The organism is Actinomadura sp. NPDC000929, from assembly GCF_040492065.1.
GTDB lineage: Bacteria > Actinomycetota > Actinomycetes > Streptosporangiales > Streptosporangiaceae > Spirillospora > Spirillospora verrucosospora.
Map to the genome: position 1 here is coordinate 39370 of NZ_JBEUPA010000014.1, position 24890 is coordinate 64259.

Sequence of the window (24890 nt, forward strand, 5' to 3'; positions counted from 1 at the left end):
CGGCCGGCCCGCGCCCGCACCGGAGGTCAGCGGGAGCCCAGGACCTCGGCCTCCTTCTCGGGGGGCAGACCGACCACGGGACGGTCGGGACGCTGCGGAGCGCTGCCGCCTATCGACCGGAGCCAGGCCCAGGTGTCCGCGACCGTTTCCTGGACGGGCCTGCACCGCAGCCCCGCGGCGAGAGCCTTGCCGACATTGCCCCGGTGCAGGGTGTCGTACGCCTCCCCGGGCGGGAGCCAGACGGGAAGGTCGGTCCACGGCTCGATGCCCGCTTCCAGAATCGCTTCGGGGGCCGTCCAGACGAGATTCGCCTCCGCCCCCGTCATGTCGACGCAGGACTGGAGCAGTTCCTCCATCGTCGTGTGGCCGGGTGGGCTGACCAGGTCGTAGGGGCCGCCGAGCCCGCGTGCGACGGCGTCCAGGGTCCAGACGGCGAGGTCCCGCACGTCGATGTACTGCAGGCCGGCGTCGCGCGGGCCGGGCGCCAGGACGTCGCCGCCCCGTGCCATGCGCGTCAGCCACCAGGGCAGCCGCCCGATGTTCTCGTACGGGCCCAGGATGAGGCCCGCCCGGACCAGGAGGGCGTTGTCCCCGTAGACGTCGAGCGCCGCGAGTTCCCCTCCGCGCTTCGCCTCCGCGTAGTCGACGTCGCCGTCGTCTGGGGAGCCGTCCACGACCTCGGCTTCTTCGCCGAGCCCGGACGGTTCCGGATACCGGTACACCGAGCGGCTGGAGATGTAGGCGTACCGCGTGACGCGTCCATCGAGCAGGCGCGCTGTATTCCGGACGACGAACGGTGCGGCGGACCAGGTGTCGATGACGGCGTCCCACTCTCCGTCCTCAAGCGCCTTGAGACCGCCCTCCGCGGTGCGGTCGCCGTGCAGCGAGACGACTCCCTGGGGCGGCTCGTGGCGCCCTCTGTGGAAGACCGTGACGTCCCAGCCGCGGGCAAGAGCCTCTTCGGTGATCGCCCGTCCGACGAACTCCGTCCCGCCCAGCATCAGAAGCCTCATGGAAGAACTCTGCCTTCCGTACCGGCCGGGTGTCGAAATCGGGTGGGCCCGAGTGTCGACAGAGTGACGGCCCCCGGCGACGAGTTTCGGAGCCGGCGAGGGTCACCACCTACAGGAGGAGGAACGATGCACTACCTGATGCTGATCTGCGGGGTCGAGGAGCAGGAGATGAGCCCCGCCGAGCAGGACGCGATGATCGCCGACACCGAGGCGTGGGTGAAGGAGATGGACGGCCGCGGCGTCCGGAGGTTCGGCGACCGGCTGCGCCTCACCGACACCGCGACCACCGTGCGCGTGCGGGACGGCGAGACGCTGCTGTCGGACGGGCCGTTCGCCGAGACCAAGGAGCAGATCCTCGGCTTCGACCTGATCGACTGCGCCGACCTGGAGGAGGCGCTCGACGTCGCGTCCCGGCACCCGTCGGCGCGGCGCGGCTCGATCGAGGTGCGGCCGCTCTGGCCGTTCGGGGAGGAGTGACGGAGACAGCAGTGACGGACGCGGGACGTGCGGTCGCGGCGGCCTTCCGCGAGGAGTGGGGCCGGGTCGTCGCGACCCTCATCCGCATGACGGGCGACTGGGACCTCGCCGAGGAGTGCGCCCAGGAGGCGTTCGCGCGCGCCCTCGAACGCTGGCCGGACGACGGGGTGCCGCGCCGGCCGGGCGCCTGGCTGACCACGACGGCCCGCAACCACGCGCTGAACCGGATCCGGCGCGGCGCGACGGAGACCGCGAAGCTCAGGGAGCTGGGGACGATGGCGGACGCGGAGGAGGGGCCGGACCCGGGCGGCCTGCCCGACGACCGGCTCCGGCTGGTCTTCACCTGCTGCCATCCGGCGCTGCCGGTCGAGGCCCGCGTGGCGCTCACGCTGCGCACGGTCCTCGGCCTGACCACCGGGGAGATCGCGCGGGCGTTCCTGGTCGCCGAGCCCGCGATGGCGCAGCGCCTCGTCCGGGCCAAGCGGAAGATCCGCCAGGCGGGCATCCCGTACCGGGTGCCGCCCGCGCACCTGCTGCCGGAGCGTACGGCGGCGGTCCTCGGCGTCGTGTACCTGCTGTTCAACGAGGGGTACGCGGCGACCGAGGGCACCGACCCGGTGCGCGCCGGCCTGTGCGCGGAGGCGATCCGCCTCGCCCGGCTCCTGCGCGGCCTGGCCCCGGACGACCCGGAGGTCGCCGGGCTCCTCGCGCTCCTGCTGCTCCAGCACTCGCGGCACGCCGCGCGGACGGACGGGGCCGGCGACCTGGTCGCCCTGGAGGACCAGGACCGGAGCCGCTGGGACCGCGCGGCGATCGCCGAGGGCGCCGCGCTCGTTGACGAGGCCCTCCGCCGGGGCGAGCCCGGCCCCTACCAGGTGCAGGCGGCCATCGCCGCGTGCCATGGCGCCGCGCGCACGGCGGGCGAGACCGACTGGCCGCAGATCGCCGCCCTGTACGGAAGGCTCGAAGCGATGGTGTCCGGGCCCGTCGTCCGGCTCAACCGGGCCGTCGCGGTGGCGATGGCGGACGGGCCCCTGGCGGGCCTGGCGCTGGCCGACCGCATCGAGGGACTGGACGGCTACCACCTGTTCCACGCCACCCGCGCGGACCTCCTGCGCCGCCTGGGCCGGTCCGAGGAGGCCGCCGCGGCCTACCGGGAGGCGCTCGCGCTGGCCCGCGCCGACGCCGACCGCCGGTACCTGGCCCGCCGCCTTGGCGAGGTCCGGCGCACGGGCTGACGCGGTTGCGGACGACCCCCAACCGGCGGGGTGGTGGGAACCGATTCCGGGGGCGACGCCTCACACCGACCCTGACCGCCCGGCATACCGGGCGGTATTTATACCCCATACATGATTGTCTCGAGAAAATTGCGGATAAGTCTTGCGAGCGGCAATGTTCTGGCTATGGTCGAGTCCTTGCAACTCTCATTCGGTGGGGAAATGGGCTTGGGCATTGACGGGTGCCTCGCGTCGATGATGACCATTCCGGGGGCGCGGCGGGTCACGCTGGTCGACTGCGCCAGCGGGCTCGCCGTGGCGGCGGCCGGCCGGGAGGACGTCCTCGACCAGCACGAGGACGCCGCCGGCGCGACCGACGTGGTGCGGGCGGTGCTGGCGTCGCCGGCGCTCAGCGCCACCGCGGCGGGGGACGACGTCGAGGAGATCATTGTCTGCGGAACGGACGGATATCATTTGCTGGCCCTTACCGGAGCGAATCTCGACGGACATCTGTTCGTCCATTTACTGCTCGACCGGGAAAGGGGCAACATCGCGCTCGCCCGGCTCCGCGTGCGCGATCTCCTCGGCGAGATCACGGGCGGATGACATGGCGGACGCGAACGCGGGATGGGTCGCCGGGGCCCTGGCGGCCCTGGAACGGGAGAAGGCCACCGGCCTGCTGCGGGTGGGCGGCGACGGCGCGTTCCACGTCGACCGCGGGGCCGTCACCCTCGCCGAGAGCCGGCACACGCCGGGCCTCGGCGACCTCCCGGACGGGCCCGACCGGGAACTGGCCGGTCTGCTGGCGATGTTCGACGCCGCCTGCCTCCTCCTCGCCTCGCGGGCCGAGCCGGCGTTCACCGAGGGACCGCCGAGCGGCGGCCCCCGGCGGGTCACCGTGGCGACGCTCGTCCACGAGCAGCGCCGCCGCCGCGCCCTCCTCGACGCCGCCTGGCCCGACGGGAGCGTCGACGTCGCTCCGGTGGTGCCGGTCCGGCGCGTCCGGAGGCAGCGCGTCATCCTGACCGGCCTCCAGGCGGAGATCCTGCTCAACGCCGACGGCAATCGGACCCCTGCCCAACTGGCCCGCGAGCTCGGGCGGACGGTGTTCGCGTGCCTGCTCGCCGTGCGGGGGCTCGCCGCGGCGTCGCTGGTGCGGACCGGCCCGCCGGACGGGCCCGGCGCCCCGCCCGTCCGCGAGGAGGTCCCCGCCGACTGGGCGCCCGCGGACCACGACCTGCTCGTCCGGCTCCACGCGGCGCTGGTGGAGTTCGGCTGACCGTGCTGGGGACCGAGTGGCTCACTTGATCGAAAGGCTGGCGAAGGTGGCGAAACGAGCGGGGGCCGGCCCGGCGGGCGCACCGGGCACGCCGGGCGCACCGGCCGCGGGGGCCGCGGCGGTGCGCGCGACGGAGCAGGCGGTGGCGGCGGAGCTGAGGTCGCTGCGGACCCGTGTCCCGCGGCTCGACGGGAGCCTCGTGGCCTCGGTGGACGGGCTGCTCATCGCGCACGACCTGCCCGGGGCCGTCGAGCCCGCCGGCATGGCGGCCGTGACGGCGACGGGCCTGTCCCTCGCCCACCGGATCGCGCAGACCGCGCACGGCGGCGCCTTCCACGAGGTCGTGATCCGCGGCGTGGACGGCTACGTGGTCATCTACGCCGCCGGACCCACCGCGTCCCTCACCGTCCTCGCCGACCCGGACGTCAACGTGGGCCGCCTCCATCTGGAGTCGCGGCCCGCCGCCCGCGCCATCGCCGCCCACCTCACGGGCGCGCGCCGCCCCTGACGGCGCGGCGCCACGCAACGAAGCGCACGACAACGAAGCGCACACGACAAGGAAAGGGAGCACCATGTCCAACCTCGATCTCGCGCTCAAGGACATGATGACGATCGACGGGGCCATCGGCGTCGCCGTCGTCGACTACAACAGCGGGATGGCCCTCGGCCAGCTCGGCAGTTCCAAGGCCCTCGACCTGCAGGTCGCGGCCGCCGGAAACACCGAGGTGGTGCGCGCCAAGCTCCGCACGATGGACCAGCTCGGCATCAAGGAGGAGATCGAGGACATCCTCATCAGCATCTCCAGCCAGTACCACGTCATCCGGCCGGTCACCGGCCGCAAGGGCAAGGGGCTGTTCCTCTACATGGCGCTCGACCGCGCCCGCGGCAACCTGGCGCTCGCCCGCCACCGCCTCCGCGAGATCGAGGAGAACCTCGAGGTCTGACGGAACGCGAAGGCGGCCCGGGGAAAAGGATCCCCGGGCCGCCTTCGCGCGGTCACTTCGTCATCTTCAGGCCGCTCGACGGCTGGACGGTCAGGCGGTCGGCGGCCTCGTCGAGGTCGACGACCACCTCGTCCCCGTCGCGGACCTCACCGGACAGCAGCTCGCGGGCGAGCTGGTCGCCGATCGCCGTCTGCACCAGCCGGCGCAGCGGCCGCGCGCCGTACAGCGGGTCGTAGCCGGTCAGCGCCAGCCACTCGCGGGCCGCGGGCGTGACCCGCAGCGTGAGCTGCCGGTCGGCGAGGCGGTCGGCCAGCCGGTCCACCTGGAGGTCGACGATCCGGGTCAGCTCGTCGGTCGACAGGGCGTCGAACAGGATCACGTCGTCCAGGCGGTTGAGGAACTCCGGCTTGAACGAGTTCCGGACGGCGTTCCACACCGCCTCCCGCTTGGCCCCGTTCTCCAGCGTCGGGTCGACGAGGAACTGCGACCCGATGTTGGAGGTGAGGATCAGGATCGTGTTGCGGAAGTCGACCGTGCGGCCCTGGCCGTCGGTGAGGCGGCCGTCGTCCAGCACCTGCAGCAGGATGTCGAAGACCTCCGGGTGCGCCTTCTCCACCTCGTCCAGCAGGACCACCGAGTACGGGCGGCGCCGGACGGCCTCGGTGAGCTGGCCGCCCTCCTCGTAGCCGATGTATCCGGGCGGCGCGCCGACCAGGCGGGCGACGCTGTGCTTCTCGGAGTACTCGCTCATGTCGATGCGGGTCATCGCCCGCTCGTCGTCGAACAGGAACTCCGCGAGGGCCTTCGCCAGCTCCGTCTTGCCGACGCCCGTCGGGCCGAGGAACAGGAACGAGCCGGTCGGCCGGTCGGGGTCGGAGATGCCCGCGCGGGCGCGGCGCACCGCGTCCGACACCGTGCGGACCGCGGTCTCCTGGCCGATCAGCCGCCTGCCGAGCTCGTCCTCCATGCGCAGCAGCTTCGCGGTCTCGCCTTCGAGCAGCCGCCCCGCCGGGATGCCCGTCCAGGACGCGACCACGTCGGCGACGTCGTCCGGGCCGACCTCCTCCTTGACCATCGTGTCGCGGGTCTCGGTCGCCTCCGACGCCTCCTCCAGCTGCTTCTCCAGCGCCGGGATCTCGCCGTAGACGAGCCGCGAGGACGTCTCCAGGTCGCCGTCGCGCTCGGCCCGCGCGGCCTCGCCGCGCAGCTGGTCGATCCGCTCCTTGATCTCGCCGACCCGGTTCAGCTCCGCCTTCTCCCGCTCCCAGCGGGCGTTCAGGCCGCTCAGCTGCTCCTGCCGGTCGGCGAGGTCGGCGCGGAGCCGTTCGAGGCGCTGCCGGGACGCCTCGTCGGTCTCCTTCTCCAGGTTCATCTGCTCCATCTTCAGCCGGTCGACGGCGCGCTGCAGCTCGTCGACCTCGACCGGCCGGGAGTCGATCTCCATGCGCAGCCGGGACGCGGCCTCGTCCACCAGGTCGATCGCCTTGTCCGGCAGGAACCGGGAGGTGATGTAGCGGTCGGACAGCGTCGCCGCCGCCACCATCGCCGAGTCGTTGATCTGCACCTTGTGGTGCGCCTCGTACCGGCCCTTCAGCCCGCGCAGGATCGCGATCGTGTCCTCGACGGTCGGCTCCCCGACGAACACCTGCTGGAACCGGCGCTCCAGGGCGGCGTCCTTCTCGATCCGCTCCCGGTACTCGTCCAGCGTCGTCGCGCCGATCATCCGCAGCTCGCCGCGGGCCAGCATCGGCTTCAGCATGTTGCCGGCGTCCATCGCGCCCTCGGCCGCGCCCGCGCCGACGACGGTGTGCAGCTCGTCGATGAACGTGACGACCTGCCCCTCGCTCTTCCTGATCTCGTTGAGGACGGCCTTCAGCCGCTCCTCGAACTCGCCGCGGTACTTCGCGCCCGCGACCATCGCGCCGAGGTCCAGCGAGACCAGCCGCTTGCCGCGCAGCGACTCGGGGACGTCGCCCGCGATGATCCGCTGGGCCAGGCCCTCCACCACGGCCGTCTTGCCGACGCCGGGCTCGCCGATCAGCACCGGGTTGTTCTTCGTCCGGCGCGACAGCACCTGGATCACCCGGCGGATCTCCGGGTCGCGGCCGATGACCGGGTCGAGCCGGCCGTCGCGGGCCGCCGCCGTCAGGTCGACGCCGTACTTCTCCAGCGACTGGTAGGTGCCCTCGGGGTTCTCGCTGGTGACGCGGGCGTGGCCGCGCACCTTCTCGAACGCCTCCAGCAGCGCCTCGGGCGTCGCGCCGAACTCCTTCAGCAGGCCCGCCGCCGGACCGCCGTCCGCCGCCAGCCCGACCAGCAGGTGCTCGGTCGAGACGTACTCGTCCTCCAGCTGCTGCGCCCGGTTGGCCGCCGTGTTGACCGACCGCTGGAGCTGGCCGGACAGCCGCGGCGTCGCCACCGTCGACCCCTGCGCCTTCGGCATCGCCGCGAGCTGCTCCTCCGCCCGCCGCCGGATCACCTGCCAGTCGGCGCCGACCGCCTCCAGCAGCGGCACCGCCGTCCCGTCCGGCAGCCCGATCAGGGCCACCAGCAGGTGCTGCGGGTCCACCTCGGGGTGCCCCTCGGCCGCCGCCCTGCGGACCGCGATCGACAGCGCCTCCTGGCTCTTCTGCGTCAGCTTGTAGTCCATCGCCCCACCCCGTGCTCTTCCTTCCGGGGCAACCCCCAGACCCCCGACACTGCCTTTGTTCAGTCCGAGTCGCGCTCGTGCCACACCACGACGCTCGTGCGCCTGATGGGCACGAGGTCGGCGCCGGGAGTGCCGCCCGGCTCCCCGTGCCGCCGCTGCTGCGCGAGCCGCGCCGCGACCGCCCGGGTCGATTCGAGTTCGTTCGCGAGGTCCTCCAGCGCCGCGTGCGCCTTGCCGAGCTCCTCGCGGAGCCGCACGTTGTCGCGCTGCAGCTCCAGGATGTGCTTGATGCCGGACAGGTTGACGCCCTCCTCCTGGGAGAGCCGCTGGATCTCCCGGAGCATCACGATGTCCCGCATCGAGTAGCGGCGTCCCCGGCCCGCCGTCCGGCCGGGGGACACCAGGCCCATCCGGTCGTAGGTGCGCAGCGTCTGCGGGTGCAGTCCGGACAGCTGCGCCGCCACGGAGATCACGTAGACCGGAGTGTCGTCGCCGAAGGGATCCATGAAGATCACTCCTGTCTGGCCTGCTGGAGGAGGTCCGCGCGCAGGTCCTCGCCGGCGCCCGCCGTCCGGAGCCGGTCGAGCGCCTCGCGCGCCTGCTCGTCGAGCTTCTGCGGGACGTGCACGTCGACCGTGACCAGCAGGTCGCCCTTCGTGCCGTCGCGCCGCGGCGCGCCCCGGCCCTTCACGCGGAACTTGCGGCCGTTCGGGGTGCCCTCGGGCAGCTTCAGCGTGACGGGCTGCCCCTGGAAGGTCGGCACCCGGATCTCGCCGCCGAGCGCCGCCTCGGGGAACGTCACCGGGACGGTCAGCGTCAGGTTGTCGCCGCTGCGCCCGAACACCTGGTGCGGCAGCACCTTGATGTTCACGTACAGGTCGCCGGCCGGGCCGCCGTTCTCGCCGGGCGCGCCCTTGCCCTTCAGCCGGATCTTCTGCCCGTCCGCGACGCCCGCCGGGATGCGGGCCTGGATGGTCCGCGTGCCGGTCGCGCGGCCGCTGCCGTGGCAGATCGGGCACGGGTCGTCCACGACGAGGCCCCGTCCGCGGCACTCCTTGCACGGCTCCTGGAAGCCGAAGTTGCCGAGGTTGCGGGTCTCGTGCCCGGTGCCCTCGCAGCTCGGGCACACCCGCGGCACGGTGCCGGCCTTGGCGCCCGTCCCGCGGCAGCCGTCGCAGGCCGCCTCGCTGGTCAGCTTGATCGGAACGGTGACGCCGTTCATCGCGCGGCCGAACGACAGGGTCACCTCGGTCTCGACGTCCGCGCCGCGCCGCGCGCGCCGCGTCCCCGCCGTGCGGGTGCCACCGCCGCCGCGGCCGCCGAACAGGCCGCCGAACAGGTCGCCGATGCGCTCTCCGGCGCCGCCCGGCTGCGTCCCGCCGGTCTGGCCGAACAGGTCGCCGAGGTCGAACCCGAATCCGCCGCCCTGCTGGCCGCGGAAGCCGCCCGGCATCGAGCGCACCGCGTCGTACTCCTTGCGGCGCTTCTCGTCCGACAGGACGTCGTAGGCCTCCGAGACCTCCTTGAAGCGGTCCTCGGCCTCGGCGTCGCCCTTGTTGGCGTCCGGGTGGTACTTGCGCGCCAGCTTCCGGTAGGACTTCTTGATCTCCTCCTGCGAGGCCGACTTCGCGACACCGAGGACCTTGTAGTAGTCCTTCTCCAGGTAGTCCTTGGTGCTCACGGCGCCCCGCCTTCTGCTATCGCCACATGCCACATGTCTTCGGGCCCCTGCGGGGCCCGCCCTCGCGGGCGGGCCCCATGGGGATCATTCGCTCGTTTCGTCGTCCGCCTCGTCCGGCCCGCCGCCGGACTCCCCGGCTCCGGAGTCCGGAGCGGGGTCGGCCACCGCCACGCGGGCGGGCCGCAGGACCCGCTCGCCGATCCGATAGCCGGGCTGCAGGACGTCGGTGACGCTCGTCTCGGTCACCTCGGCCGAGTGCGAGTGCATCAGCGCCTCGTGCACGACCGGGTCGAAGGGCTCGCCCTTCTCCCCGTACCGCTCCAGGCCGAGCTTGCCGGTGACCGCCTCGAGGCTCTCCGCGACGGACTTGAAGCCGCCGGTGAGCTCCTCGTGCTCCCGGGCGCGGCCGATGTCGTCCAGCACCGGGAGCAGCTCGGACAGCACCTGCCCGAGGGCCTGCTCGCGGACGGCGACCCGGTCGCGCTCGACGCGCTTGCGGTAGTTGTCGTACTCCGCCTTCAGGCGCTGGAGGTCGGCGAGCCGCTCCGCCAGCTGGGTCTTCAGCGAGGAGTCCTCCTCGCCCGTGGCCTTGGCGCCGGCCCCGTCCACCGGGGCCTCCGGGGCCGCGGGGGTCTCCCCCGCCTGCGCCCGGACCTCCCCCGTCTCGGGATCGATGCGCCGCTTGTCGCGGATCACCGGGCCCTCCTTCTCCTCGCCCCCGTTGGGAGAGGACGTCACGACGCACCACCCTTCTGGGGGACGCCCCCCAGACCCCCGGGGTGGAGGGCCGAAGATCCTCGCTTCGCTGCGGTCATCGGCCCTCCTCCTTCGGCTTGTCCTCGTCGACGATCTCGGCGTCGACGACCTCGTCGTCCTGCGGCTGGCCGCCCCGGGCGCCGGCCGTCGGCCCGTGGTCCTCGGCGCCGGCCTGGGCGCCCTCGGGGTTCTGCGCGTACATCGCGGCGCCCATCTTCTGGCTCACCTGCGCGAGCTTCTCGGCGCTGCCCTTGATCGCGTCGACGTCGGTGCCCTCCAGGGCCTTCTTGACCTCGGCGACCGCGTCGTTCACCTCGGTCTTCAGCTCCGCGGGGACCTTCTCGTCGTTCTCCCGCAGGAACTTCTCGGTCGAGTACGCGAGGGTGTCGGCCTGGTTGCGGACCTCGGCCTCCTCCTTGCGCCGGCGGTCCTCCTCGGCGTACTGCTCGGCGTCGCGCATCATCTTCTCGATGTCGTCCTTGGGCAGCGCGCTGCCGCCCGTGATGACCATCGACTGCTCGCGGCCGGTGCCCTGGTCCTTCGCGCTGACGTTCACGATGCCGTTGGCGTCGATGTCGAAGGTGACCTCGATCTGCGGGACGCCGCGCGGCGCCGGCGGCAGACCGGTGAGCTGGAAGGTGCCGAGCTTCTTGTTGTACGCGGCGATCTCGCGCTCGCCCTGGTAGACCTGGATCTCCACGGACGGCTGGTTGTCGTCGGCGGTGGTGAACGTCTCCGACCGCTTGGTCGGGATCGTGGTGTTCCGCTCGATGATCTTGGTGAAGATGCCGCCCTTGGTCTCGATGCCGAGGCTCAGCGGGGTCACGTCCAGCAGCAGGACGTCCTTGACCTCGCCCTTGAGCACGCCGGCCTGGAGGCTGGCGCCGATCGCGACGACCTCGTCGGGGTTGACGCCCTTGTTCGGCTCCTTGCCGCCGGTCAGCTCCTTGACCAGCTCGGAGACCGCGGGCATCCGGGTGGAGCCGCCGACCAGGACGACCTGGTTGATCTCGCTCACCGAGATGCCGGCGTCCTTCAGCACCTGCTGGAACGGCGCCTTGGTGCGCTCCAGGAGGTCGGAGGTCATCCGCTGGAACTCGGCGCGGGTGAGCTTCTCGTCCAGGTGCAGCGGGCCCTCGGCGGACGCGGTGATGTAGGGCAGGTTGATCTGCGTCTCGGACGAGCCGGACAGCTCGATCTTGGCCTTCTCCGCGGCCTCGCGGAGCCGCTGCAGCGCCATCTTGTCCTTGGACAGGTCGACGCCGTTGGCGTTCTTGAAGCGCTCGACCAGCCAGTCGACGACCTTGTTGTCCCAGTCGTCGCCGCCCAGGTGGTTGTCGCCGCTGGTGGCCTTCACCTCGACCACGCCGTCGCCGACCTCCAGCAGGGACACGTCGAACGTGCCGCCGCCGAGGTCGAACACCAGGATGGTGGCCTCGTTCTCCTTCTCCAGGTGGTAGGCCAGCGCCGCCGAGGTCGGCTCGTTGATGATGCGCAGGACGTTCAGGCCCGCGATCTGGCCGGCCTCCTTGGTGGCCTGGCGCTGGTGGTCGGAGAAGTAGGCGGGGACGGTGATGACCGCGTCGGTGACCGTCTCGCCCAGGTAGGACTCGGCGTCCCGCTTGAGCTTCTGCAGCACGAACGCGCTGATCTGCTGCGGGTTGAAGTCCTTGTCGTCGATCTTGGTCTTCCAGTCGGTGCCCATCTCGCGCTTGACCGACCGGATCGTCCTGTCGACGTTGGTCACCGCCTGGCGCTTGGCGACCTCGCCGACCAGGACCTCGCCGTTCTTGGCGAAGGCGACGACGGACGGCGTGGTCCGCGACCCCTCCGCGTTCGCGATGACGGTGGGCTCGCCGCCCTCCAGGATCGCGACGACCGAGTTGGTCGTCCCGAGGTCGATGCCGACCGCACGTGCCATGTTTCTCGTCCTCCGTCGTATCCGGTGGTATCGCAGCCCCGGTCGCCCCCGAGGCGCGGCCGGTTGAGTCTTCTGCCCGCTAGGTTGCCCGGCGATCTCATCCTTGTCAAATGACTTGAGTCGGCCGGACTCAACTTTGCTGACGACCTCTACAACAGGACGAGTGAGCGCCCTATTCCGGTTCCCGGCGCGGCCCCGCGGGCGCCCGCGCCGGCCGTGAACTCGATCGGCCTCTGCGGGTGATCAACATCGACCGTCCCATCGCGGGACGGCGATGGCAGAGGAGACTCGATGACCCACAGACGCCGGAGCCGGGCCCTGCTCGGCCTCCTGACGGCGGCCGGGGCGCTGGCCGCCGTCCCGCCGCCCGCGCACGCCGCGCCGAGCCCCTCGGGCGGCCTGGACACCCGCGGTTCCTGGAAGGTGACCCTGCTGACCGGGGACGTGGTCGCCGTCCGGACGGTCAGGGGCAGGCCCCCGCTCGTCTCGGTGACCCCCGCACCCGGGCGGGAGAAGCGCGCGTTCCGCAAGGAGATCCGCCCGGACGGGCACGTCGTGGTCGTCCCGATCGACGTCGCCGGGCTGGTCGGCCGGCTGATCGACCCCGAGCTGTTCGACGTGACCGCCCTGGTCGCGCAGGGCTACGACGACGCCCGCAGCAAGGACCTGCCGCTGATCGTCCAGCGCGACAAGGACGCGCGCTCCCTGTCGGCGCTCGGAGGGACGCTCGACAAGACGCGGGACCTGCCGAGCATCGGCGCCGTCGCCGTGCGGCAGTCCAAGAGCGACGCGAGCGCCCTCGGCAGGACGCTGGCCGGGATGCGAGGCCCCTCCCTGAAGGCGACGGGCGGGATCCGGCACATCTGGCTGGACGGCAAGGTCAAGGCGAACACCGCCCCGACCGCCCCCGCCGCCGGGCGGCTCGACCGCAACCTGCGGCAGGTCGGCGCGCCGGAGGCCTGGCGCGCCGGATACACCGGCAAGGGCGCGAAGGTCGCCGTCCTGGACACGGGCGTGGACGCCGGGCACCCCGACCTCAAGGGACGCATCGCCGAGACGAGGAACTTCTCCGAGTCGGCCGGCACCGCCGACCGGTTCGGGCACGGCACGCACGTCGCCTCGACCGTCGCCGGGACGGGCGCCGCCTCGGAGGGGCGGCGCAAGGGCGTCGCCCCGGACGCGGACCTGCTGATCGGCAAGGTCCTCGACGACGAGGGCTCCGGCACCGACTCCAGCGTGATCGCCGGAATGGAGTGGGCGGCGCCGCGCGCCGACGTCGTCAACATGAGCCTCGGCGGCGCCCCCACCGACGGCGCGGACCCCCTCTCGCTGGCCCTGAACGACCTGACGAAGCGGCACGGGACGCTGTTCGTCGTCGCGGCGGGCAACGACGGCCTGGTCGGGTCGGTCGGTTCGCCCGGCACGGCCGACGCCGCGCTGACCGTCGGGGCGGTCGACGCCCGCGACCGGCTCGCGGAGTTCTCCAGCCGGGGGCCGCGCGGCCACGCCGCCAAACCGGAGATCGTCGCGCCGGGCGTCGACATCGTCGCGGCCCGCGCCGAGGGCACCGCCATGGGCACCCCGACCGGGGCGGCCTACACGAAGTCGTCCGGGACGTCGATGGCCACGCCGCACGTCGCCGGCGCCGCCGCGCTGCTCGCGGCGAGGCACCCGGACTGGGGGCCGGCCCGCCTCAAGGCCGCCCTCGTCGGGACGGCCGACCCCGTGACCGGCGGCGACGCCTACGAGCGCGGCGCCGGACGCCTCGACGTCGGGGAGGCCGCGAAGAGCCCCGTCCTCGCCGCGCAGAGCATCGTCGATCTCGGCACGTCCCGGTTCCCCGAGCACGGCGCGCTGTCGACGAAGCTCGGCTGGACGTCCCAGTCGTCCGGCCCCGTCCGCCTGCGGTTGAGCGTGAAGGTCGTCGACCGCCGCGGGCACGCGGCGGACGGCGCGGCGAGCGTCCCGGCGGCCGTGGACGTCCCGGCGGGCGGCGCCGGCGAGGCCCCGCTGACCGTGAACGCGGCCGAACTCGCCGACCGTCCCGGCCTGTACACGGCCGTGGTGACGGCGAAGGGCGGCGGCGCCGTCCTCGAAACGCCCGTGACGTTCTACGTCGAGCCCCCGTCGCACGACCTCACGATCAGGGCCACGCCGCTGCCCGGCACCGACCCCGCGAACTTCTCCGCCTCCGCGACGGTGGTCGATCTGGCCGACATGGCGCTGTTCTCCGAGTGGGTCGACGCCACCGGAACGGCGAAGGTCCGCGTCCCCGACGGCCGCTACGCGGTCCTCGGCAACGTGGACGACTTCGGCGACTGGCGTTCGGCTCTCGCCGGCGACCCCGAGGTGGTCGTCGGAGGGCCCGCGACCGTCACGCTCGACGGCGCTGCCGCCGTGCGGGTCGGCGCGCGCGTCGAGGGCGTCGAGACCGAGCAGACGATGATGTCCGCGGACATGGTCCGCGACGCCGGCCAGGGGCTGTGGTGGTTCAGCGCCTATTCCTTCGATCCCGCGAACGCGCCCGTGTACGCCCAGCCGATGGGCGGCGTCCAGACCGGGACGTTCAGCGCGTACACCAACCACCGGCTGACCGCGCCCGGCACGGTCTACGACGTCGTCCACCCGCTGGGCGGCGGAATCCCCGCCGACCCGACGCACGTGGTCACCGGCGCCGAGCTCAAGCGGATGGCCCGCGTCGACCAGGAGTTCGCCGCCTTCGACGGGGACCCGGGCATCCCCATGAGCGAGAAGCGCTACGGCATCAGCCCGGAGGGCCTGCTGACCTTCGACGCGGCCGGCGACGTCAAGCCCGGGACGTCCCGGACCGACTACGTCTCGACCGTCCCCGGCATGCTGTGGGGCGACGAGGGGTTCGTCAAGTTCGGTGAGGAGTTCTGGGTGGACCAAGGGCCCTTCGGCAAGCTGGAGCCGGGCGAGCGGGTCTCCGCCCGCTGGGGCCTCCAGCCGTTGCGCCCCGGACCCTACTCGGGCACCGGCGTCACGCCCAGCGGCTGCGCCCGGTACCCCGCTGCCCGCACCGGGCAGAGCATGCGCGTCGCGCTCGTCGACCTCCAGACCCGCCCGGACGGGTTCGACTGCGCCATGCACGAGGTGAAGGGGCACATGGCGCTGTTCGCCGGCGACCAGAAGGTGGGCGAGAAGGACGGCCCGTTCGGGGAGTTCACCGTCCCGTCCGGCGAGGCGGACTACCGGCTGACATACGACAACGACGCGTCGGCGATCCTCCCGGTGTCGACCCGCACGTCGACGTCCTGGACGTTCCGCTCCCGCGAGCCGCGCGGCGGCAGGAGCGCCAACCTCCCGCTCCTGCTCGTCGACTACGACCTGAACCTCGACCTGCGCAACCAGCCGTCCGGTGAGCCCGCCGTGTTCACCGTCGCGCGGATGGCGGGCTCCGGCCGGGCCGAGGTCACCGGGCTGCGCTTCCGGACGTCCGTTGACGACGGCGGGACCTGGCAGGACGTCCAGGTAAGGCCGCTCGGCGGCGGGCGGTTCGCCGCGCCGCTCCCGGCGCCCGTCAAGGGGCAGGCCGTCTCGCTGCGCGTCACCGCGCAGGACGCGGGCGGCAGCGGCGTCGACCAGCGCGTCATCCGCGCCTACCGCGTCCGGTAGCCGCGCCGCGAAAGGGCCGAACGCGCCCCTCGTCCGGTCGTCCGGGCGGGGGGCGCGTGCGCGTGAAGGGTGATCGGGGGATCGGTTGAGAGCGGGGTGACCGAGCACTCCCCCCGACGACGAGGATCACTCCATGGCCCACCACCACCCGCCGGACCCCGGGTCCCGGTCCGGTGCGGAGCCGGGCGCGTCCGGCTCCGACGCCTCGGACGCGGCGGCGATCGTCCGGTCGCGGCGCGAGCCCGCCGCGTTCGCGGAGATCTTCCACCGGCACTTCTCCGCGATCCACGGGTACGCGGCGCGGCGCCTCGGCGTCGACGCGGCGGACGACATCGCCGCCGAGACCTTCCTCGCCGCGTTCAACAAGCGCGGCCGTTTCGACCCCGACAGGGGGACGGTCCGCCCGTGGCTGTACGGGATCGCGACGCGGCTGATCGGGCTGCACCGGCGCGCGGAGGGCCGCCGCTACCGGGCGCTGGCGCGCACCCCCGCCGAGCACGTCCAGGACGGCCACGAGGACCGGGTCACGGCGCGCGTCACCGCCGGCGGGGCGGGCGCGGACCTCGCCGACGCGCTGGCCCGGCTGCCGCGCGGCGACCGCGACGTCCTGCTGCTGGTGGCGCTGGCCGACCTGACCTACGAGGAGGTCGGCCAGGCGCTCGGCCTCAAGACGGGCACCGTCGCGTCCCGCCTGCACCGCGCCCGGCGCCGCCTGAGGGAGTCGCTCGGCGGAACCCATCCCGCGCTGATCGTTGAGGAGACGCCCGCGTGAACGAGATCGACATGAACGAGACGGCCCGGGTCCGGCGGCTGCTGGGGGAGCCGCCGCCCCCGTCGGCGGAGGCGTCGGCGCGGGCGCTGGCCCGGCTGGAGGAGGCGATGGCGCCGGGCGGGAGGCACCTCCGGCCCTCCAGGGCGGGGCGGCGGCGCTTCGGCTGGCCGCTCCACCTGGGCGCGGGGCTCGTCGCGGCCGGGGCGGCGGCGGCCGTCGCCATCGTGGCCACCGGCCAGGGCTCCCCGGGTTCGCCGCCGGACGCGCCGCCCGCCTCCGTCGACCTGGGCAGGCAGGCGGTGCTGGTGGCGGCGGACAGGGCCGCCGAGCAGCCGACCGGCAACTACTGGTCCGCGGAGAGGCTCAGCGGTCAGGCCTACGTGGTGCGGGCGCGGACGGGAACGTACGCGATCTTCGGCGCGCACGACGAGACGTTCAACTGGACCGGCGCGAAGAAGGGGATGGGCGAGGCGTACTACAGCCGCGACCTGCCGGCGCGTCCGCAGACCCCGGCGGACGAGGCGCTGTGGCGCAAGGCCGGGTCACCGTCGAACATCCGCGTCTGGTCCAACGACCACTACTACACCTACAGCACCAAGGCGACGAAGTGGCGGTCGGAGGGCCCCGAGGTCGGCGTCGACCCGGAGGGCGGCGGGGTGTTCCTGGACAAGTCGGTTGAGGAGCTGCGGAACCTGCCGACCGACCCGGCCAGGCTCGCCGCGATGTTCCTCGACGACGACGCGATGGGGCGGGCCGCGGGCCTGAACCCGAAATCCAAGAAGGCGATGGCCGAGGCGCTGCGCATGGGCCCCGCCCAGACCGCGACCCTCAAGATCATGCGGGTGTCGGCGCTGCTCGGCACCCCGCTCCCGCCGAAGGTGCGGGCGGGCCTGATGAAGGCGCTGGCCGCGCAGCCGGGCATCCACGCGATCGGCCACGTCACGGACCCGCTGGGCCGCCGGGGCGTCGCGCTGGCGGCCGGGGAGCGCGATGTCACGATCACCGCGGAGTACGGAACGCCGAAGGCCGAGCAGGGGACCTACCGCGCCCGCCAGACGATCGTCTTCGACGAGCGGACCGGCGCGCTGCTGTCCCGGCAGTACGTGCTGACCCGGCCGGGGGGCCCGTACGCGCGGATGAAGCCGGGCTTCGTCATCGAGTACCAGGCCGTCCGCTCGGCGGGCTGGACCGACGCCAAGCCGAAGCCGCCCGCGGAGTTGCCCTTCTGATCCGTCCTCGACCGGGTCGCGCGCAGGCCCCCCGCCCGCTACCGGGCGGGGGGCCTGCGCGCTTCGAGGCCGTCGAGGACGCAGGCGAGCCCGAACGCGAAGCGGCCCTCCAGGACGTCGCCGGTCTCCTTCATCCAGATCTCGCGGATGTGCGACGCGAGCCCGGGGCGCTCCTCGTCCAGCCGGTCCAGGTAGGGGCCGAGGTTCTCGACCCAGTCGGCGGCGGACGTGCCGGGCTGGGCGCGCTGCCAGCTCGCCTCGCTGCCGGCCGCGCCGATGACGTAGTCGACCACCGCCGACCAGGCGTACTCCAGGTCGAAGCCGGTGAACCCGGCGGAGCCGAACGCGGCGAGCACCTCGTCCAGGACGCGGGTCGCGTTCGGGCCGATCATCGGGCGGCCGCCGAACAGCGTCACCGTCCACGGGTGCCGGTGGATCATCGCGCGGAGGCTGCGCGCGTAGCCGGTCGCGGCGGCCCGCCAGCCGTCCCCGGCCGGGACCGCCACCTCGGCCATGACCCGGTCGAGGGCGAGCTCCAGCAGCTCGTCCTTGTTCGCGACGTGCCAGTAGACCGAGGTCGCGCCCGCGTTCAGGCGGGTGCCGAGGCGGCGCATGCTGAGGCCGTCCAGCCCCTCGGCGTCGAGCAGGTCGAGCGCGGCGTCGACGATCTGCGTCCGGCCGAGGGCGGGCCGGCCCCGCCGCGCGCGTTCCGGCCGCACCCAGACGGACGGCGCCCTGCTCTCCTCGGCCATGCGTACCCTCCTCGCTCCCGTACAGAGTACCGGGACTTGAACACTGTACGAGTGAAGTCGTACAGTGTGCGAGCCAAATCGAACGCTGTACGAGAAACCTGGAGTGGTCATGGACGAGCCCATCGCCCCGCATCCGCGGCGCTGGCAGATCCTCGGCGTGCTGTGCCTCAGCCTGTTCGTCGTCGTGGTCGACAACACGATCCTCAACGTGGCGATCCCGTCCCTGCTGCGGGACCTGGACGCCACCACGTCCGACGTCCAGTGGGTGATCGACGCCTACTCGCTGGCGTTCGCCGGCCTGCTGATCACGGCGGGCGCCCTCGGCGACCGGCACGGGCGCCGCCGCGCGATGCTGGCCGGCTTCGCGCTCTTCGGCGCCGGGTCGCTGCTCGCGGCCTTCGCGGGATCCCCCGGCGAGCTCGTCGCGATGCGGGCGCTGATGGGCGTGGGAGGCGCGCTCCTCATGCCGGGGACCCTGTCGATCATGGCGCAGGTGTTCGGCCCGGACGAGCGCGCGAAGGCGTTCGCGATCTGGGGCGCGACGTCCATGGTCGGGCTCGCCGCCGGGCCGACGCTCGGCGGGTTCCTGCTGGAGCACTTCTGGTGGGGCTCGGTCTTCCTGGTGAACGTGCCCGTCGCCGCGGCCGCCGTCGCCGGGCTGCTGCTCCTCGTCCCCGAGTCGCGCGGGCCGCGCCGCCGCCCCGACGTGCCCGGCGCCGCGCTGTCCACCGCGGGCATGTCGGCGCTGGTGTGGGCGGTCATCTCCGGCCCCGCGCACGGCTGGACCGGCGCCCGCACGCTCGGCGGGCTGGCCGCCGGCGCCGCCGCGCTCGCCCTGTTCGCCGCCTGGCAGCACCGCAACCCCGAGCCGATGCTCGACCTGCGCCTGCTGCGCGACCGCGACTTCTCCGGGGCCGCCGTCATGATCGCGCTGTTCGGCTTCGCGCTGGCCGGGACGCTGTTCGCCCTGACCCAGCTGCTCCAGTCGGTGCACGGCTACGGCCCGCTCGAGGCCGGGCTCGCGCTGCTTCCGGTCGCCGTCTCCGCGGGCGTCGGCAACGGCGTCGGCGCGTCGCTGGAGTCCCGGTTCGGCGCCCGTCCCGCCCTCGTCGCCGGCTTCTCCGTCACCGCGGCCGGTTTCCTGGCCCTCGGCCTGGCGGAGCCGGACGACGGCTACGCCGTGCTCGCGGTCGGGCTCGCCGTCCTCGGCTTCGGCGCCGGGCTCGGCACACCGCCCGCCTACAGCACCCTCATGGCCGCCGTCCCGCCCGAGGAGGCCGGGGTCGGCTCGGCGGTGAACGACGCCGGTCAGGAGCTCGGCAGCGCGCTCGGCGTCGCCGTCCTCGGCAGCGTCGTCTCCGCCGTCTACGCCCGCGACCTCCCCGGCGCCGCGCCCGCGGCGGCGCGCCATTCGCTGGGTGAGGCCCTGGCGACCGGCGACCCCGGCCTCGCCCGCGCCGCGCGCGACGCCTTCGCCCACGCGGTGTCGGCCGCCTCGTTCGCCGCGTGCGGCGCGATGCTGGCCGCCGCCCTGTTCGCCGCCTTCGTCGTGCGCGCCCGCCGCCCCGCGCCCGCGCCCGCCGGGAAGGTCGCCGAGCCCGCGTGAAGAGGTCCCCGTACCCCGTCGAGCCGACCGGTTGAGGCGCTAGGCGAGCAGGTCGGACGGGGCGGTGCCCGTCTCGGTGAGCGGCAGGCCGAGCGCGACGCGTTCGGTCAGCCAGCCGCTCGGACGGTAACGCGGGTCGCCGGTCGCCTCGTGCATCTGCTCCAGGACGTCGAGGACGCGCCCGGCGCCCACGTGGTCGCCCCACTCCAGCGGCCCGCGCGGGTAGCCGAGCCCGAGCCGGACGGCGGTGTCGACGTCGGCGGGAACGGCCAGCCGCTGCTCGGCGATGCCGCAGCCCACGTTGACGATCGACGCCAGCAGCCGCGGCGCGACGGCGACGGGCGCGTCCCGCACGACGGTCACCGGCCGTCCCGTGGCGAGGAGGGCGGCGAGCGCCGCGCGGCCCGCGTCCGGGTCGAGCGCGGGCTGCACGGTGAGGGTGATCCGGCCGAAGAACCCGAAGAACCCGTCGATCCCGAGGGTCCGCTCCCCGGGGAGGCCGTTGCCGACCTGGGCCGCGACGCTCATGTCCGTCGCGGCGTCGACCAGCAGGACGGCCTCCTCGGACGGCTCGTCACCGGCCTCGACCTCCACCCCGGCCTCGGACAGCAGCATCCCCAGCGTCTCGCGGTGCTGCGGTTCCTGGAACCAGACGGGCCGGAAGTCGACGGCCGGGGCGCCGGGCTCGGCGGGCTCCTGCTTCACCCCGTCCACGTACTTGTAGAAGCCCTCGCCGGTCTTGCGTCCTAGAAGCCCCGCCTCCAGGCGCGCCCTGCCGATCCTGGACGGACGGAACCGCGGCTCGGTGTAGAAGCCCGTCCAGATGGACTCCATCACCGGGTGCGACACGTCCATCCCGGTCAGGTCCAGAAGTTCGCACGGCCCCATCTTCAGGCCGAGGACGTCCCGCGCGATGCGGTCGATGTCCACGGGCTCGGCGACGCCCTCGGAGAGGATCTGCAGCGCCTCCGTCACCAGGCCGCGCCCAGCGTGGTTGACGAGGAACCCCGGCGCGTCGGGCGCGAGCACCGGAGTGTGACCGAGACGCCTTACGAGGTCGGCGAGCGCGTCCGGGATCCACTCGGCCGTGCGCGCCCCCGGGATCACCTCGACGAGCTTCATCAGCGGCACCGGATTGAAGAAGTGCAGCCCCGCCACCCGGGACGGGTCGTCCAGCGCGGCGGCGATCGCCGTCACCGGCAGCGAACTGGTGTTGGTCGCGAAGACGGTGTGCTCCGGGCAGACCTTCTCCAGCGACCTGAACAGTTCCCGCTTGGTCTCCATGTCCTCCCGGACGGCCTCCACGACGAGGTCGCAGTCCTGGAACGGGGTGAGCGGCTCGCCGACCGGCCGGAGCCGCCCCTTCGCCGCCTCCGCGTCGGCCGCCGTCATGCGCCCCTTCGCGGCGAGCCTGTCGAACATGGCCCCGACGTGCTCGGCCGCCTCCATCACGGCCTGCGTCCGGATGTCGGCCAGCTCCACCGTCAGCCCGCCCGCCGCGGCGAGCTGCGCGATCCCGCGCCCCATCGCCCCTGCGCCGATCACCCTGATCGTCGCCGCCCGGCCCGCCCACTGCTCCACGTCGCCTCCCGCGCTCGCCCAGCCCTCTGGCCCACGTCCCGGTTCGCCACCGCCATGGGTACCCAGCATTCAACTCCACCGCGCGGAAGCCCGGACGCCGCCTCCCGGCGACGGGCCGTACCCTGCGAAGTGCCCGCGCCCCCGTCCCGAGGAGACCACCATGCGCGACGCGGTGATCTGCGAGCCGCTGCGGACCCCCATCGGCCGGTTCGGCGGAGCGCTCAGCACCGTCACGGCCGCCGAGCTCGCCGCCGCCGTCGTCCGCGCCCTGGTCGAGCGGACCGGCCTGCCCGGGGACGCGGTCGACGAGGTGATCCTCGGGCACTGCTACCCCACCTCCGACGCCCCCGCCATCGGGCGCGTGGCCGCCCTGGACGCCGGGCTCCCGGTCACGGTCGGCGGGACCCAGCTCGACCGGCGGTGCGGGTCCGGGCTCCAGGCCGTCCTGAACGCCGCCATGCAGATCCAGACCGGGGTCAGCGATGTGATCATCGCGGGCGGCGCGGAGAGCATGAGCGGCGCGCCGTTCTACACGACCGCGGCGCGCTGGGGCGTGCGCGGGCCGTCCCTCGAACTGCACGACGCGCTCGCGCGGGGACGCGTCACCGCCGGCGGCGTCCGCCATCCCGTTCCCGGCGGGATGCTGGAGACCGCCGAGAACCTGCGCCGCGAGTACGGGATCGGGCGCCGCGAGCAGGACGAGCTGGCCGCCCGGTCCCACGAGCGTGCGGTCGCCGCCCAGCGGTCGGGGGTCTTCGCCGAGGAGATCGTCCCGGTGACCGTCCGGTCGCGGAAGGGCGACACGGTCGTCGACGCCGACGAGCACCCGCGTCCCGGCACCACGGTCGAGGGGCTGGCGAAGCTGCGTTCCGTCCTCGGCAAGGCGGACCCCGAGGCCACGGTCACGGCCGGCAACTCCAGCGGCCAGAACGACGCGGCCGCCGCCTGCGTGGTCACCACGCCCGAACGCGCCGCCGACCTGGGCCTGCGGCCCCTCGTCCGGCTCGTCTCCTGGGGCCGCGCCGGGGTGCCGCCCGAGACGATGGGCATCGGCCCCGTCCCCGCCGCCGCCAGGGCCCTGGACGCCGCCGGCCTCACCCTCGCCGACATCGACCTCGTCGAGCTGAACGAGGCGTTCGCCGCGCAGGTCCTCGCCGTCGCCCGCGAGTGGGGCCTGAAGGACGCCGACTGGGACCGCGTCAACGTGCACGGCTCCGGCATCTCCCTCGGGCACCCCGTCGGCGCGACCGGCGCCCGCATCCTCGCGACCCTCGCCCGCGAGATGGACCGCCGGGGCGCCCGCTACGGCCTGGAGACCATGTGCATCGGCGGAGGCCAGGGCCTCGCCGCGATCTTCGAGCGCGCCTGACCGGGACCCCCGATCACCCTCGTGGTTGGATGTCGCGAGTCATCACGAGATCGATGAAATTCGCCAGGTAGCGAGGGGAATCGCATGAACAGGTTGTTGCGCGCACTGACGGTGGTTCCCGCGACGGCGGTGCTCGTCACGGCCGGGACGGCGGCCCTGACGGCGGGCGTGGCGTCGGCCGCGACGGGCACGCCGAGCGGCGCGCCGCCGGCGGCGGACGGCTCCAGCGTCTGGTGCGTGTCGACCAGCGGCGCGAAGGCGTGCTTCGCCGAGTACGGGGACAAGGTGTGGGTGAAGGACACCGCGGCGAACGGAGCGTCCGCCGCCGGAACGCTCCAGGACAACGAACCGTCCTCGTCGTGGTACCGGGAGTGCTTCAACAACCGCGGTGAGGCGGGCGGTTGGGTGATGTGCGACTTCGACGTGCCGGAATACCAGAACGGCTACCTGTGGGCCGTCAACAACCCCTTCGTCGGCAGCCAGTCCTACACGAAGATCTACACCAGCGGGATCATCTGATCGAACACACGGGCCGCCGGTGGCGTCTGAGGTGGCATGAGTCCGAAGTGCGAACAGTGTGACGGTCCGCTGGTCCCGGTCGAGTACGGCATGCCCGTCGACGACACGCCGTACCGGCGTCACGAGCGCCGCGAGATCTACTACACCGGCGGCTGCATGGGCCCGCCCGCGCCCTGGTGGTGCTGGTCGTGCGAGCGCTTCGCCGACCCCGAGCCCCGGCCCTCGCGCTCGGCGACCGTGGAGGGCTACCAGCTGTCCCTCCTCAACGAGATGCGCGGTGTCAGCCCGTCCCTCCCGGAACTGCCGGCGCCCTACGACGACCCGCCGGAGGCCCTGGTGGAGGAGGCCGCCGAGTGGAAGAGCCCGGACCTCCTGAAGATCAAGGACATGGCGGTGATCCTGGGCGAGCCGGTCAGCGGCGGCCCCTCCCGGCACCGGTTCGCCCTCCCGCTCTGGCCCGACTTCTGGCTGGAGCACACGAGCACGAACGACACCGACTTCTGGCTGGAGCCCGAGAGCACGGACAGGCTTGTCGGCGGCTATGTCGTCGACAAGCGGTTCGTCCGCAGGTCGGGCGAGCCGATGCGGTCGGCCGACGACATGCGCCCCTGGGCGGTCCTGCGGACGGAGGCCGAGGCGTTCTTCGGCTGGGAGCCCACGCAGTACCCGAACATGTACTACCACGTCGTGCCGTTCGAGCTCGGCGGACGCCCGATGAAGGCCTACTTCGTCCACGACCTCCTCGTGCACGTCTCGGAGCCCTCGGAGAGCTAGCCGCGCTCCGCCGTCCAGGACGGGTCGCGGCCGGTCAGGGCGAGGAGGCGGTCGAGCGCGGACGCGTCATCGCCCACCTCGACGGCGGGGCCGAACAGGCCCGGGACGCCCTGGCCGCCGCTCTGCTCGACGGCCGGGGCGACGAAGCCCAGGCACGCCTCGATCTCGTCCGCCCCGGCGTCGTAGGACCGGCCGATGGCGCGGGAGACGTCCCAGCCGTGCACGACCAGCTCGTTCATCGCGACGAAGCCGGCCTGGTCGCCGGGCAGGTCGACGCCGCCGGCCTGGGTCATGCCCTGCCACGCCTCCGGGGAGCGCCAGGCCGCGGTCAGCGCGTCGAGCCGCTCGGGGATGCGGGTGCGCCAGCCCGGGGCGAGCCGGGCGGCGTCGGCGGACGGCGGCTGCGACGGGCCCTCCGGGAAGTCCTTCGCCGCCGCCCAGGTGAAGGCCAGGACCAGGCCGTCCACATGGTCGATGAGGGCGCCGAGCGGCATGCCGCCGTTGGGCGTGGGCCCGGTGAGCTGGGAGTCGCGCACGTCCGCGAGCAGGGCGGCCATCCGCCGGGCGGCGGGGCCGAGGTCGGGAGTCGAGGTCATAGGTGCATCCTTCCGTCTCGCATACCGCTGGACGGGACGCCGGTGGACGCGCCCCGCTCGGTGATATGGACTCGGAACCCGCCGGATACTCATCGCCACACGGGTAAGAATCAAGATC

At 73.5% G+C, this 24890-nt stretch carries 22 protein-coding genes; 13 read left to right on the plus strand and 9 right to left on the minus strand.

All coding sequences use genetic code 11. The annotated features are described in order from the left end of the window. Nucleotides 1-26 precede the first annotated feature (26 nt). Nucleotides 27-1013, minus strand: a complete 987-nt coding sequence (locus ABWI04_RS08040; RefSeq protein ID WP_353831929.1) for an NAD-dependent epimerase/dehydratase family protein — start codon at nt 1011-1013, stop codon at nt 27-29. Between the two features lie 126 nt (nt 1014-1139). On the opposite strand from ABWI04_RS08040, the gene ABWI04_RS08045 reads away from it, so the two are divergent. The 6 genes from ABWI04_RS08045 to ABWI04_RS08070 all read left to right on the plus strand — a co-directional run bounded on the left by ABWI04_RS08045 (nt 1140) and on the right by ABWI04_RS08070 (nt 4930). Further along, the gene (locus tag ABWI04_RS08045; RefSeq protein WP_345171348.1) at nt 1140-1490 is read left to right on the plus strand and encodes a YciI family protein; all 351 of its coding nucleotides are present in this window, start codon (nt 1140-1142) and stop codon (nt 1488-1490) included. After that, on the plus strand, nt 1487-2728 hold the full coding sequence (locus ABWI04_RS08050; RefSeq protein WP_353831930.1) for an RNA polymerase sigma factor: 1242 nt from the start codon (nt 1487-1489) through the stop codon (nt 2726-2728). Before ABWI04_RS08045 ends, ABWI04_RS08050 begins: the two co-directional genes overlap by 4 nt. Nucleotides 2729-2893: 165 nt before the next feature. After that, on the plus strand, nt 2894-3313 hold the full coding sequence (locus ABWI04_RS08055; RefSeq protein WP_345171344.1) for a hypothetical protein: 420 nt from the start codon (nt 2894-2896) through the stop codon (nt 3311-3313). A 1-nt stretch (nt 3314) separates the two neighbouring features. Next, entirely contained in the window at nt 3315-3986 is a 672-nt protein-coding gene (locus tag ABWI04_RS08060; RefSeq protein ID WP_353831931.1) for a hypothetical protein, read from the plus strand. A 46-nt stretch (nt 3987-4032) separates the two neighbouring features. Then, complete coding sequence (locus ABWI04_RS08065; protein WP_345171340.1) at nt 4033-4494, plus strand: roadblock/LC7 domain-containing protein; 462 nt, start codon at nt 4033-4035, stop codon at nt 4492-4494. 64 nt (nt 4495-4558) lie between these two features. Further along, the gene (locus tag ABWI04_RS08070; protein ID WP_345171338.1) at nt 4559-4930 is read left to right on the plus strand and encodes a hypothetical protein; all 372 of its coding nucleotides are present in this window, start codon (nt 4559-4561) and stop codon (nt 4928-4930) included. Nucleotides 4931-4982: 52 nt separating this feature from the next. On the opposite strand, the gene clpB is transcribed toward ABWI04_RS08070, so the two are convergent. From clpB to dnaK, 5 genes are all read right to left on the minus strand, one after another. Continuing rightward, on the minus strand, nt 4983-7580 hold the full coding sequence (gene clpB / locus ABWI04_RS08075; protein ID WP_345171336.1) for an ATP-dependent chaperone ClpB: 2598 nt from the start codon (nt 7578-7580) through the stop codon (nt 4983-4985). 59 nt (nt 7581-7639) lie between these two features. Then, nucleotides 7640-8086 carry a heat shock protein transcriptional repressor HspR gene (locus ABWI04_RS08080; RefSeq protein ID WP_345171334.1) on the minus strand — a complete coding sequence of 149 codons (447 nt, stop codon included), beginning with the start codon at nt 8084-8086 and terminating at the stop codon, nt 7640-7642. 5 nt (nt 8087-8091) lie between these two features. Beyond that, a complete protein-coding gene (gene dnaJ, locus ABWI04_RS08085) occupies nt 8092-9261 on the minus strand; it encodes a molecular chaperone DnaJ (protein WP_345171332.1) in 1170 nt (389 codons plus the stop codon). A gap of 84 nt (nt 9262-9345) precedes the next feature. Next, on the minus strand, nt 9346-9999 hold the full coding sequence (gene grpE, locus ABWI04_RS08090; protein WP_345171330.1) for a nucleotide exchange factor GrpE: 654 nt from the start codon (nt 9997-9999) through the stop codon (nt 9346-9348). Nucleotides 10000-10072: 73 nt separating this feature from the next. Beyond that, nucleotides 10073-11938, minus strand: coding sequence for a molecular chaperone DnaK (dnaK, locus tag ABWI04_RS08095; protein ID WP_353831932.1), 1866 nt, complete (start codon nt 11936-11938; stop codon nt 10073-10075). Between the two features lie 291 nt (nt 11939-12229). On the opposite strand from dnaK, the gene ABWI04_RS08100 reads away from it, so the two are divergent. From ABWI04_RS08100 to ABWI04_RS08110, 3 genes are all read left to right on the plus strand, one after another. Further along, nucleotides 12230-15574: a S8 family serine peptidase gene (locus tag ABWI04_RS08100; protein ID WP_353831933.1), complete on the plus strand. Its 3345-nt coding sequence runs from the start codon at nt 12230-12232 to the stop codon at nt 15572-15574. A gap of 133 nt (nt 15575-15707) precedes the next feature. After that, a complete protein-coding gene (locus tag ABWI04_RS08105) occupies nt 15708-16346 on the plus strand; it encodes an RNA polymerase sigma factor (RefSeq protein ID WP_345171324.1) in 639 nt (212 codons plus the stop codon). Continuing rightward, nucleotides 16343-17575 carry a CU044_5270 family protein gene (locus ABWI04_RS08110; RefSeq protein ID WP_353831934.1) on the plus strand — a complete coding sequence of 411 codons (1233 nt, stop codon included), beginning with the start codon at nt 16343-16345 and terminating at the stop codon, nt 17573-17575. Before ABWI04_RS08105 ends, ABWI04_RS08110 begins: the two co-directional genes overlap by 4 nt. A 38-nt stretch (nt 17576-17613) precedes the next feature. Here ABWI04_RS08110 and ABWI04_RS08115 read toward each other — a convergent pair whose 3' ends face one another. Continuing rightward, the gene (locus tag ABWI04_RS08115) at nt 17614-18327 is read right to left on the minus strand and encodes a TetR/AcrR family transcriptional regulator C-terminal domain-containing protein (protein ID WP_345171320.1); all 714 of its coding nucleotides are present in this window, start codon (nt 18325-18327) and stop codon (nt 17614-17616) included. 109 nt (nt 18328-18436) lie between these two features. Here ABWI04_RS08115 and ABWI04_RS08120 point away from each other — a divergent pair, with 109 nt between their 5' ends. After that, nucleotides 18437-19933: an MFS transporter gene (locus ABWI04_RS08120; protein ID WP_353831935.1), complete on the plus strand. Its 1497-nt coding sequence runs from the start codon at nt 18437-18439 to the stop codon at nt 19931-19933. Nucleotides 19934-19972: 39 nt separating this feature from the next. Here the strand turns inward: ABWI04_RS08120 and ABWI04_RS08125 are convergent, their stop codons facing one another. Then, nucleotides 19973-21514, minus strand: coding sequence for a 3-hydroxyacyl-CoA dehydrogenase (locus tag ABWI04_RS08125; RefSeq protein ID WP_345171315.1), 1542 nt, complete (start codon nt 21512-21514; stop codon nt 19973-19975). 160 nt (nt 21515-21674) lie between these two features. Between ABWI04_RS08125 and ABWI04_RS08130 the strand changes: the two genes are divergently transcribed. The 3 genes from ABWI04_RS08130 to ABWI04_RS08140 all read left to right on the plus strand — a co-directional run bounded on the left by ABWI04_RS08130 (nt 21675) and on the right by ABWI04_RS08140 (nt 24176). Then, nucleotides 21675-22883 (plus strand): acetyl-CoA C-acetyltransferase, encoded by a 1209-nt coding sequence (locus tag ABWI04_RS08130; RefSeq protein WP_353831936.1) that lies wholly within the window; start codon nt 21675-21677, stop codon nt 22881-22883. Between the two features lie 84 nt (nt 22884-22967). Continuing rightward, complete coding sequence (locus ABWI04_RS08135; protein ID WP_345171311.1) at nt 22968-23402, plus strand: hypothetical protein; 435 nt, start codon at nt 22968-22970, stop codon at nt 23400-23402. A 36-nt stretch (nt 23403-23438) separates the two neighbouring features. Further along, entirely contained in the window at nt 23439-24176 is a 738-nt protein-coding gene (locus ABWI04_RS08140) for a hypothetical protein (protein WP_353831937.1), read from the plus strand. On the opposite strand, the gene ABWI04_RS08145 is transcribed toward ABWI04_RS08140, so the two are convergent. Further along, nucleotides 24173-24772, minus strand: coding sequence for a TIGR03086 family metal-binding protein (locus ABWI04_RS08145; RefSeq protein ID WP_345171305.1), 600 nt, complete (start codon nt 24770-24772; stop codon nt 24173-24175). The two genes, ABWI04_RS08140 and ABWI04_RS08145, sit on opposite strands and share 4 nt — an antisense overlap. Nucleotides 24773-24890: the final 118 nt, after the last annotated feature.

Coding starts and splice junctions, on each gene's coding strand:
- ABWI04_RS08105 (WP_345171324.1), top strand. CDS start 15,708: ATGGCCCACCACCACCCGCCGGACCCCGGGTCCCGGTCCGGTGCGGAG.
- ABWI04_RS08045 (WP_345171348.1), top strand. CDS start 1,140: ATGCACTACCTGATGCTGATCTGCGGGGTCGAGGAGCAGGAGATGAGC.
- ABWI04_RS08135 (WP_345171311.1), top strand. CDS start 22,968: ATGAACAGGTTGTTGCGCGCACTGACGGTGGTTCCCGCGACGGCGGTG.
- ABWI04_RS08040 (WP_353831929.1), bottom strand. CDS start 1,013: ATGAGGCTTCTGATGCTGGGCGGGACGGAGTTCGTCGGACGGGCGATC.
- ABWI04_RS08130 (WP_353831936.1), top strand. CDS start 21,675: ATGCGCGACGCGGTGATCTGCGAGCCGCTGCGGACCCCCATCGGCCGG.
- ABWI04_RS08115 (WP_345171320.1), bottom strand. CDS start 18,327: ATGGCCGAGGAGAGCAGGGCGCCGTCCGTCTGGGTGCGGCCGGAACGC.
- ABWI04_RS08120 (WP_353831935.1), top strand. CDS start 18,437: ATGGACGAGCCCATCGCCCCGCATCCGCGGCGCTGGCAGATCCTCGGC.
- ABWI04_RS08070 (WP_345171338.1), top strand. CDS start 4,559: ATGTCCAACCTCGATCTCGCGCTCAAGGACATGATGACGATCGACGGG.
- ABWI04_RS08060 (WP_353831931.1), top strand. CDS start 3,315: ATGGCGGACGCGAACGCGGGATGGGTCGCCGGGGCCCTGGCGGCCCTG.
- ABWI04_RS08080 (WP_345171334.1), bottom strand. CDS start 8,086: ATGGATCCCTTCGGCGACGACACTCCGGTCTACGTGATCTCCGTGGCG.
- ABWI04_RS08055 (WP_345171344.1), top strand. CDS start 2,894: ATGGTCGAGTCCTTGCAACTCTCATTCGGTGGGGAAATGGGCTTGGGC.
- ABWI04_RS08100 (WP_353831933.1), top strand. CDS start 12,230: ATGACCCACAGACGCCGGAGCCGGGCCCTGCTCGGCCTCCTGACGGCG.
- ABWI04_RS08140 (WP_353831937.1), top strand. CDS start 23,439: ATGAGTCCGAAGTGCGAACAGTGTGACGGTCCGCTGGTCCCGGTCGAG.
- clpB (WP_345171336.1), bottom strand. CDS start 7,580: ATGGACTACAAGCTGACGCAGAAGAGCCAGGAGGCGCTGTCGATCGCG.
- ABWI04_RS08145 (WP_345171305.1), bottom strand. CDS start 24,772: ATGACCTCGACTCCCGACCTCGGCCCCGCCGCCCGGCGGATGGCCGCC.
- dnaK (WP_353831932.1), bottom strand. CDS start 11,938: ATGGCACGTGCGGTCGGCATCGACCTCGGGACGACCAACTCGGTCGTC.